Origin of the sequence: Sulfitobacter sp. CW3 (assembly GCF_019392245.1) — a bacterium.
In the GTDB taxonomy this organism is placed as follows: Bacteria; Pseudomonadota; Alphaproteobacteria; order Rhodobacterales; family Rhodobacteraceae; genus Sulfitobacter.
In genome coordinates, this window is record NZ_JAHXRL010000007.1 from 199,274 (window position 1) to 208,827 (window position 9,554).

General features: G+C 55.9%; 9 protein-coding genes, 1 tRNA gene and 3 pseudogenes. 7 read left to right on the forward strand and 6 right to left on the reverse strand.

Annotated features, from left to right (window positions below; translation table 11 throughout):
• Window positions 1–169 precede the first annotated feature (169 nt).
• The 4 genes from KZZ06_RS16025 to KZZ06_RS16040 are packed head-to-tail and all read left to right on the forward strand — an operon-like array spanning window position 170 to window position 2,544.
• Window positions 170–862: a MotA/TolQ/ExbB proton channel family protein gene (locus KZZ06_RS16025; protein WP_219581129.1), complete on the forward strand. Its 693-nt coding sequence runs from the start codon at window positions 170–172 to the stop codon at window positions 860–862.
• Between the two features lie 3 nt (window positions 863–865).
• The gene (locus tag KZZ06_RS16030) at window positions 866–1,246 is read left to right on the forward strand and encodes a biopolymer transporter ExbD (RefSeq protein WP_219581130.1); all 381 of its coding nucleotides are present in this window, start codon (window positions 866–868) and stop codon (window positions 1,244–1,246) included.
• Between the two features lie 3 nt (window positions 1,247–1,249).
• Entirely contained in the window at window positions 1,250–1,687 is a 438-nt protein-coding gene (locus KZZ06_RS16035) for a biopolymer transporter ExbD (RefSeq protein ID WP_219581131.1), read from the forward strand.
• Window positions 1,684–2,544, forward strand: a complete 861-nt coding sequence (locus KZZ06_RS16040) for an energy transducer TonB (protein ID WP_219581132.1) — start codon at window positions 1,684–1,686, stop codon at window positions 2,542–2,544. The genes KZZ06_RS16035 and KZZ06_RS16040 overlap by 4 nt, the downstream gene beginning before the upstream one ends.
• 150 nt (window positions 2,545–2,694) lie before the next feature.
• On the opposite strand, the gene ftrA is transcribed toward KZZ06_RS16040, so the two are convergent.
• Entirely contained in the window at window positions 2,695–3,687 is a 993-nt protein-coding gene (gene ftrA, locus KZZ06_RS16045) for a transcriptional regulator FtrA (protein ID WP_257884404.1), read from the reverse strand.
• 98 nt (window positions 3,688–3,785) lie between these two features.
• On the opposite strand from ftrA, the gene KZZ06_RS16050 reads away from it, so the two are divergent.
• Both KZZ06_RS16050 and KZZ06_RS16055 read left to right on the forward strand, forming a co-directional pair.
• Complete coding sequence (locus tag KZZ06_RS16050) at window positions 3,786–4,187, forward strand: nuclear transport factor 2 family protein (RefSeq protein WP_219581133.1); 402 nt, start codon at window positions 3,786–3,788, stop codon at window positions 4,185–4,187.
• Between the two features lie 37 nt (window positions 4,188–4,224).
• Window positions 4,225–4,620 (forward strand): RidA family protein, encoded by a 396-nt coding sequence (locus tag KZZ06_RS16055; protein ID WP_219581134.1) that lies wholly within the window; start codon window positions 4,225–4,227, stop codon window positions 4,618–4,620.
• A 201-nt stretch (window positions 4,621–4,821) separates the two neighbouring features.
• Here the strand turns inward: KZZ06_RS16055 and KZZ06_RS16060 are convergent.
• The 4 genes and pseudogenes from KZZ06_RS16060 to KZZ06_RS16075 all read right to left on the reverse strand — a co-directional run bounded on the left by KZZ06_RS16060 (window position 4,822) and on the right by KZZ06_RS16075 (window position 6,981).
• A tRNA-Arg gene (locus tag KZZ06_RS16060) sits at window positions 4,822–4,898 on the reverse strand.
• A gap of 42 nt (window positions 4,899–4,940) precedes the next feature.
• A pseudogene (locus tag KZZ06_RS16065) lies at window positions 4,941–5,534 on the reverse strand (replication initiation protein); the annotation flags it as partial.
• 36 nt (window positions 5,535–5,570) lie between these two features.
• Window positions 5,571–6,699, reverse strand: a pseudogene (locus tag KZZ06_RS16070) (IS3 family transposase).
• Between the two features lie 66 nt (window positions 6,700–6,765).
• On the reverse strand, window positions 6,766–6,981 hold the full coding sequence (locus KZZ06_RS16075) for a hypothetical protein (protein ID WP_219581135.1): 216 nt from the start codon (window positions 6,979–6,981) through the stop codon (window positions 6,766–6,768).
• A 75-nt stretch (window positions 6,982–7,056) separates the two neighbouring features.
• On the opposite strand from KZZ06_RS16075, the pseudogene KZZ06_RS16080 reads away from it, so the two are divergent.
• A pseudogene (locus tag KZZ06_RS16080) lies at window positions 7,057–7,995 on the forward strand (IS5 family transposase).
• Window positions 7,996–8,234: 239 nt separating this feature from the next.
• Here the strand turns inward: KZZ06_RS16080 and KZZ06_RS16085 are convergent.
• Window positions 8,235–9,554, reverse strand: a 1,320-nt coding sequence (locus KZZ06_RS16085) for a TonB-dependent receptor (protein ID WP_219581136.1), incomplete at its 5' end; no start/stop codon positions are given.

Sequence of the window (9,554 nt, forward strand, 5' to 3'; positions counted from 1 at the left end):
GCCATATTGGCCCGGTTTTTTCTGCAAGATACCGCAAAACATCTTTGCATAGGGTCTGGTAAAGACTTTGCCAGCGCGCCGTCAGTTACTTGACAATAATAATCAAGATTATAAACCACAGGTAGAGGCAAGCCACATCAGCCAGCCACCAAGTTAAGGATGCTATCTGATGTTGCAGTTCACGACATTCACCGATGCGACCCTATCCGCGATTGCATTCTTAAAGGCAGGCGGGCCGTCAATTTGGGCCATCGCCGCGCTTTCGGTGATAACGGTCGCCCTTATTCTTTGGAAAGTCTGGGATCTGGTCTGGCTTGGCGCGTGGACAGGCGGGCGCAGGGTTGAACGGTCTATCACGGCTTGGAAAGACGGAAATTCAGATATCGTGCTGGCCGACCTTCACAACCGCCGCACCATTCGCGCGCGGTTCGCCCGGACTGCATTTCAAGCATCGTCCAACCCCGGCTTTGATAAGGAAACAGCGCAAGACGAAACCTTGCGGGTTGCAAAGCTGTGTCTGGCCCGTGCCCGCGCAGGGTTGCGCCCGTTAGAGCTGATCGCGACAATCGCCCCGCTATTGGGCCTGTTGGGCACTGTTTTGGGCATGATTTCAGCGTTTCAAGCGCTGCAAGAGGCCGGTGCCCGCGCGGACCCGTCGATGTTGGCGGGCGGCATCTGGGAGGCATTGCTAACCACAGCCGCGGGCATGGCGGTCGCCATTCCGGCGTCTGTTGCCGTGACATGGTTCGAAAGCATCACTGACCGGCTGCGATTAGAGATGGAGGACATCGGAACGCGGATTTTCCAAACCGCACGCGCACAGGAAACCACGCAGGTGCCATCTGGGTTGGCGGCCGAGTGAGCAATGCACATCGCTGAAACGCGCAAGCGTCGTACCCCATCGCTGACCCCCATGATCGACGTGGTTTTCCTTTTGCTGGTCTTCTTCATGTTGGCCTCGCGCTTTGGCATGGATATGCAGATCCCGCTTAGCATCGCGGGTGGATCATCGGGGTCCGCCTATGAAGGCCCGCCCAGGCTGGTCGACATCACTGCAGAGGGGCTGCTTTTGAACGGTAACACCATTGAACGATCCGCCCTGCCCGCTCGATTGAGCGCGCTGACGTCTAAACCCTCGGACACAATCATCCTGCGCCCCAAGAGCGGTGCAAAACTCCAGGCTATGGTTCAAATTCTCGGTGATCTGGGTGATGCGGGATTTACCCAAGTTGTGGTCGTGGAATAGCCGATGGATTTCAGCCAGCCCACCCCGCGTAAACCGCGCGAAGAAAACGTCATTCCGATGATCAACGTGGTTTTTCTGTTGCTCATCTTCTTTTTGATGACCGCGCAAATCGCACCCCCTGACCCGTTCGAGGTGACCCCCCCTACTGCGTCCTCTGACGCGCCCGATGACGGCGCGTTGACGCTTTATATAAATGCCAAAGGCGATATCGCTTTTCGTGACACGATTGGGGAAGCCGCCGCGATTGATGCGCTTGAGTTGGCCTATATCGATCTTTGCGCCGATGTTATTTGCACCGGGCCAGAGGCGCGCCCACCGCTGACAATCCGCGCCGACGCCGACGCCGATGCGCAATTGGTTCCAGCCCTTTTAAAAAACCTTGCGGCGCGTGAGATCACCAATGTCTGGCTGGCGACACGCGTTGAAACTGCTCAGCCATGATACGTGTAGTCATCAACAGCGCCCTTTTCCTGCTGTTTGCTTTTGGCCTGCATGTGGCCGCCTTTTGGGCAAAACCCAGCGATGGGGCGGCGTCGTCTGCCGGCGCGGGGGGCAGCGAATTGATGACGTTGGTCGCAGCCCCTGAAAGCTATGGCGATCTGATCAAAGCATGGGAAACACCGCCAGCTGTAGCTGAGACCAACATTGAGCTATCGCCGCCCGAAGCTGCCACAGTTGACCCAACCCCACCCACTGTAGAAGCAAATCTAAATACGCCAATCGCGTTGCCGCAGATGCTTCAAAACCCGGGTGATGTAGATAATGCGCCAGTTGTCCAGAATGCGCCGCCGCAACCCGCGCCACCTGCCAATCGGTTGTCCGAGATAAAACCGCCCCCAAAACCGGTTTTCAAGCCCCTGGTCGAAAAGCCCACGCAACCGTCACCCCCGAAAAAGCAACCGGCGCAGGCGGCTTCGGCACCGTCGAAAGCAGCGACTGCGGCTGGCTCGGGCGGAAAATCCAATGCTGGGAAGCGTCAGACCTCGAGTAATTCAAACCTGTCAAAGTCCGAAAAGCAAACGCTGGTGGCCGTATGGGGTGCATCTATCCGCGCTAAAATTGACCGTGCAAAGCGGCGTCCGCGTGGCGGTCAAACCGGTGCCGTTACGGTCGTGGTCTCCGTGGCGCACAATGGTGCTCTTGTGAACGTCGGCGTCTCGCGCAGCTCCGGGCAGCCCGCCCTGGACGCCGCCGCCGTGGCAGCAGTTAAGCGGGCAAAGCGTTTTTCAAAAGCGCCAAAACAGTTGGCAAAGACAAACTATACATTTCGATTAAAGATACAGTTTACCAGCTCGTAATCAGGTCAATAACTTGCTGATCCCCGCTGCAGCGCCCAGCGAAAACAATTTAGCGGGCATCCCCCGTTTGAACGACTACCGAACCGAATGAACGCTGCGATATTTCCCTCGGCGGCAAGATCGCGCGGTTTCAACCAAGCCCACAGCTACCTAATTCGGGCTCATACTGGGCGCACCCAAACGTTCTCGGTATCGCAATGGCGGCACGCCCATCATTTTACGAAACTCTCGGCGGAACGTTTCGGCCGACCCGAAGCCACAGATCTCCCAAATGTCGGGCAACGGAATAGCCCCGTTCTCAAGGAGTTCTGCTGCCCGCGATACCCGTTCAACCTTCAACCAGTTCAACGGGGTCGTTCCGGTCTCTTCTTGAAACCGTCTCGCGAGGGTTCGTCCACTTGTCGCCGCCACGCGCGCCATGCGTTCGATGGGCCAGTTTTCATTAATGGATGCACGAATATGGTCCTGTAATGTCGCGAGGCCAGAACCTGTGCGCGCTTTTGGCTCTGGACGTGGCACAAATTGCCGCTGTCCCCCGTCTCGTTGCGCAGGAAGCACAAGCCGACGCGCCACGGATGCGGCAACCTGTGCACCGTAGTCTTGCCGGATGATGTGTAATCCCAAATCCAGCCCGGCCGCCGAACCCGCAGAGGTGTAAATACGGTCCCCTTCAACAAACAAAACATCGGGATCAACCGACACCTGCGGATACCGCGCCGATAGCATGTCCGTATATCGCCAATGGGTTGTCGCAGATTTTCCGTTCAACAACCCCGATGCCGCCAACACAAACACACCTGAACAGATTGACGCGATCCTGGCCCCGTTGTCGTAGGCCGCGCGCAAAGCGCTACACAATGCTTCTGGCACCGGGGTGTCAGCGCCGCGCCAGCCGGGAACGATGATCAAACTGGCCTCTTTTAACAGCTCAAGATTGTCATCGGCGTCTAGCGTAATACCACCCGTCGCGCGGATGGGGCCGGGCTCGGCTTTGACGGTTGCAAAGCGATACCAGTTTTCGAATTCAGGCCGCGGCAAGGCGAAGAGTTCGACAGCGATGCCGAATTCGAAAGTGCACAAACCGTCATAGGCAATCGCGCAAACGAGAGGGTGTTTCTGGGGGAGAGAGGTAAACTTTGTCATGTTGGCTTAATCTGACCGTATATTGTCATTTTTGCCAGTATCGCCAATTTTCGTTTGATGGCAAGTCTGTTTCATCAACGCCAACCGGAGATGAAACTATGACAATTCAAACCGACCTATTCGATGCAATCGACACCTACTTTGATGCAATCCACCACTGTGACACCGAAAAGCTGAATGCCGTATTTCATCCGCAGTCCAGCCTGTTCGACGCTGACAACGGCACGGTTTTTGTTGAACCCATCGAGAGCTTTAGCCGCGATGTTGGAGGGCGTGTGTCCCCCGCAAGCACCGGCCAAATGCGCGAAGCCGAGGTCCTGATGGTCGATTTTCTGTCCCCGATCAGCGCGACGGTAAAAATCCGCATCCGTGCACATCAGAGCATCTTTGTGGATCATTTGGGTTTTGTGAAGGGTGCGGACGGTTGGCAGATCGTTTCCAAGATTTGGCACCTCGAAGACACGCTTAACGAAGACATTTCAGGCGAACAGGCGCGTTGAGCCCCCACTTCGATTTTTGAAACAGGAGGCCTATAAAATGCAACGTACCCCCGTGAACCCATGCAGTTGGTCGCTCAATCTTGGTTACAACCAAGGTGAAATTATCGAAGGCACGCGCCGGCAGCTGATTTGCGCGGGCCAGACCTCAGTCGACGGGGACGGAAATCCGCAACATCTCGGCGACATGCGCGGCCAGATTGGCCTCGCTTTGGACAACCTCGAAGCTGTTTTGGCCGCTGCCGACATGGACCTTAGCAATATCATCCGGCTTGGTGTGTTTGCGACGGATGTGGATGAGGCGCTCAAAAACTTTGACCTCTTAGGCATGCGCTTCGGCCCAATCCAATGCGCGCCACCTATGACTTTGCTTGGCGTAACCCGGCTTGCGATACCGGGTCTGCTTTTTGAAATCGAAGCGACTGCCGCAGTCTAAAGAAAGCTCGAAGCGGCCATTCAGCGACAAGGGCTGAATGGCCGGCTAGGTCGGCAAAGCGGACAGCCCCAAAATTAACCGGTGACAGAAACAACTGACACAGGCTGACTGCAGCGCTTACCAGTATTGCCTAACGGTTCAGTTGGCGCATACGAAATTTGCGGCATCATTGATGTCGCCAGTACCCACAAAGTTTTTAAGTGGCGATCCCGGGAGGACTCGAACCCCCAACCCCCTGATTAGAAGTCAGGTGCTCTATCCAGTTGAGCTACGGGACCACTGTAAAAAGCTCATACCTATTTTGGAACAGATGATCAAAGCTAAATATCATCAAATGCATCTGGTTGCAGGTCTTGCCAAAACGCTTTGATGGCGGCGGTGTTTAGGGCAGACATCCAGCCGTGGCGTTCAAAGTCGGCGCGCGCATCTGCGCTGTCGATCATCGATATAAACAAACGCCGGTCCGCATCGCGCTGCGTGGGGGTGCGGGCGGCCACCAGATCGCGCACCCGTTCCAACAGTTTCGCGCGGGCGCTGGTCGGTTTCGTGGCGGTGGGCTCAGTGGTGAAATCGTCGCGCAGGGCTGCGGCCAGATACCCGACAGGGTTTTGCACGCCCCCCTGCCCTGCCACATAGGTTATTTTCTCGCCGACATGGTCCTCGCCATGATGCGCGATCCATTGGCGCGCCAAGCGGTCGCTCACCCCCAACGCCTGAAGCCGGCTGTACACATCCGACTTACGCACACCTTCGCCATCATCCAGATCCAGAATGGCCAATTGCGGGTTCTCGGAAATCTTGAACCTGATATCCGTGACGGCGCGCCCCCGTTTGCGAATTTCCGGCACCACAACGATGTTCGACGTTTTGTTTACCTCGGCCACGGCCGGTTTGATGATCTTGGCGTTCAGCTGGACCTGTCACGCTTTGGTGCCGCCCTAAGTCCTCGTTTAAGCCACCTTCCGTTCGAATGCGACAAGGCTTTTCCAGCCCAATGCTGAATGGTGGCATCGCGGATTATAGAACCCTGTGATGTATTCGAAGATTGCCATCTCGGCTTGCCGTCTGATTTCCTATGACCTCCGCCAGATCAGCTCAGCCTTGATGGCTTTGAAGAAGGTCCCAACGGCAGCATTGTCATAACAATTGCCCTTGCCGCTCATGGATGTCCTGAACCCATGCTGGCGCAGGATCTTCTTATAATCATGCGAACAGTATTGGCTGCCGCGATCGGTGTGATGGATGCAGCCCCTGGGCGGTGTCCTGAATGCGATGGCGATGTTCAGCGTCCGGATCGTCAGGTCCCGCTTCATCCGATTGCTGACGGCCCAACCGATCACCCGCCGGGAATGCAGGTCTAGGATCACAGTCAAATACAACCAGCCCTCTCGGGTCCAGACGTAGCTGATGTCGCCTGCCCATTTCTGGTTTGGTTGATCCGCTGCGAAGTCCCGATCCAGCAGGTTGGGCGCAATGTTGAACTTGTGGTCGCTATCAGTTGTGACCTTGTGTTTGCGTGTTCTGACCACTGATATGCCGTCCTGGCGCATTAAACGCCCAACACGGCGGTGCCCGATGTCCAGACCAATCTCTTTCAATTCTTCAGTCATACGCGGCCGACCGTAACTGCCCAGGCTGAGACGGGATTGTTCTTTGATGTGCGCCAACGTCACCATATCAGATCGCTGCCTGCGGCTGGCTGGGCGACTGCGGAAAGCCCGCAAACCACGCATGCTGATATCCATAACTTGACACAGGCGCGCGGCCGGAAACGCTTCCCGGTGTTCTTCGACGAACCTAAACCTCCCGGCTTTTGGCTCGCGATGAACTGCGTTGCTTTTTTAGGATGTCCCGCTCATCCTTGAGAATGCGGTTCTCGCGGCACAGCCGGTCATTCTCTTGGGCAAGGCTCAAATCCTCGTTCGAAACCACATCCGTGTCTCGATGCGCCCTGATCCACTTGTTCCGCGTCGACATGCCAACACCCAAATCGTCAGCCACCTGCTTGCGTGTAAGCCCGCTGGTCAGTGCGATACGCACCGCATCCTGACGGAATTCGTTCGTCCGTTTCAGTCCCATAGTCAGTCTCCTTTGTTGCAGTAAATGCTATCAGAGGTGCGGCATCAAACCGCGACAGGTCCAAACTTAGTCGCGGGCCACTGTAACTTGAAACGCACACCTACGGATCGGGCGTTTCGGAATGGAGTAATCTGTGATCAAGTACTCCTGCTTCAAAGACGAACAAGATCCATACGCGACATAGGCCAAAAGCGCGTCGGATGGTTCAAGCACGCCCTCGTCAAAGACAAGAAAGACCTCTTTGTTATTGGGGTCAAAATACATCTCTTCTGACACCAACATTCCGGCTCGATCGTCTTTGTTGCACAAATCCGTTGAAGGGATTCACTGTATGACTCCAGCGTGATAGCTGAAGGCGTGAGCAGTTGGTCCCCTACGAAGTACAAGACCAAGAATTGGTCGTCTTACAATGACAGCTTGAAGCAACGAGGATCGTTGTCGATCTGGTTTGATCCGGAGATGGGTTGGACACCGCCACCAAGCGGCAAGCGCGGACGGCAACAGCAATTCAGTGATGCCGCCATTCAGGCATGCCTGACACTTAAGGTCCTGTTCGGGATGCTGCTTCGTCAAACAACTGGGTTCGTTCAGAGCTTGCTGCATTTGGTCGGGTTGGATTGGTCGGCCCCTGATTTCAGCACCTTATGTCGACGCCAGAAGACTCTGAACGTAAGCCTGCCGTATCGTGGGTCCAAGGGCCCACTGAACCTCCTTATCGATAGCACTGGCATCAAGGTTGAAGGTGAAAGCGAGTGGAACGCCCGCAAGCATGGCAGTCCCAAACGTGGCGTCTGGCGTAAGATACACATAGGTATCGATGAAGAAACGCCGGAGGTACGGGCCGTTGAGGTTACCAGTAGCAACATAGGGGATGCTCCCGTGTTGCCAGAACTTCTGCACCAAATCCCTGCTGATCAAGGCATCGGCAGTGTCACCGCAGACGGCGCGTATGACACCCGTAAATGCCACGAGGCGATTGCCGCCCGAGATCGACCGCGCAAGAATGCCAAGCCCTGGAAGCCGACGAGCGCCGGAGCAATTGCCCGCAACGATGCGGTCAATGCGCAAAGATATCTGGGCCGCACGGTGTGACGACGCTGGAGCGGATACCATCGCCGAAGCCGCGTCGAAACGAAAATGCATTGTATGAAATCACTCGGCCAATCGCTCATGGCGAGGGACTTTAATAGGCAGGTCGCGGAAATCCAAATCCGCATCGCTGTCCTCAACCGATTTGTGCAACAAAGCCACTTGAAGCCCATCATCAGCGCGGTCGTACGCTTGATGAAGCGGTAGGGGCTTTGTTGCTGTTGGTGTTGTTGTTGATCCTGTTTCCGCAACTGGCGCTTTGGCTGCCCGGGATGTAGAGGGCGCGCCGTTGTAGATGGGCGGTGTCTGGCGGTGATTGACGTGAAAACGGGGCACCCACCCGAGGGGATGGGCACCCCGCCGTCTGCTAAAGCCACCAATCAAGCCCAGCAGATTCGAGAGAGGTTAGACCGCGCGAGGCAGCGCGGTCTTATCCTCGTTTGTCCTTAGAACGTCCGCGACAACGTCAGCTTGAGATTGCGGCCCGGTGCAGAGCGGGTCGACAGATGTGGTGTGTAGTCGCGATCAAACACGTTTTCCAAACCGACGCGGATTTGCGTATCCTTCAACACCCCTTGCTGAGGGATATAGGTGGCGCGCAGGTTGTGTATGCCAAAGCCGGGCGTTTCGGTGCCGCTTACATCAGTCCATGCGTTGGCGACCACTTCCCAGCTTAGATCCAGTTCTTCGCCGAACTTTTTGCCCACGGTAAAGCGCAGTGAATCAGCGGCTGTGTTCTCCCAGTCTGATACCGTGTCATCGGATGCCGTTTGTGTGCCATCGGTGATGTTGGCGTTCATATCAAGGTACAGACCGCTTTCCATCGCATAGGATGCCTCAAGCTCGAACCCTTCGGTATCGACGCTTTTCAGGTGGCTCCCGCCGCTCGTAAAGGATGTGATGTCATACAATTCAGTTTTGTAGAGGTTCGCCTTGATTGCAAAGCTGTCGCCGCTGCGGAACAGATCTATCCCGTCATAGGACGCGCCCAGTTCGTAGGTCTTTGCCTTTTCGGACCGCGCCATAAGCGTCGCGTTGTTGAGGTCGTCGATGATGGGCAGGGATTCAGTATAGGCGGCACTACCGAACACGGCAAAACCGGTGTCAAAGGCATAGCGCAAAGACAGCCCGCCCATCAGCGCATCATTGTCATAGACGCCATCATTTGGCGCTGTCGAGCCGGTGATTTCCGACGTTTCATAGCGCAGCGCTGGCGTGATCGTCCAAGCGTTACCAATGCGCATGTCATCGACCGCGTAGACGGCGACCCTGTTATCGACGCCACCGTAGGCCGAACTCGCATTAAGCCGCTCTTTGCGGATCAGCTCAAGCCCGGTGCGTAACTCGTGGCTAACCGCATTGGTGTCAAACAGGCTGGTGTTTTTGACCGACAGTTTTGTGGTTTGGTACCGGTGGTCGGCGTTTGTCAGTGGCAACAGTCCGGCACCCGCCGGCGTACCTTCAAGCGACGAACTGCCTGAAATATAGGTCTGGTCAATCTGTTGGTCGGCATAGCTGAGCTGCACATCCAGATCGAGGAGGTTATTGTCAGCCGGGTTGAAGTTATAGGTCAGCGCGGCGGTACGTGATGTGGTGTCACGATCAACATTACCAAACATATCCGTTGTCGTGGTGAACGTGTCATACGGCGCGTCGCGTTCGCTGGATGTTGTTTTGGTCGCGCTGAAGGTCAGCGATTGATCGCGGTTTTCGCCAAAGGTGTATTTTGCCTTGAGCAAGCCGGAGGGCAGGGTAAAGGCGCTGTT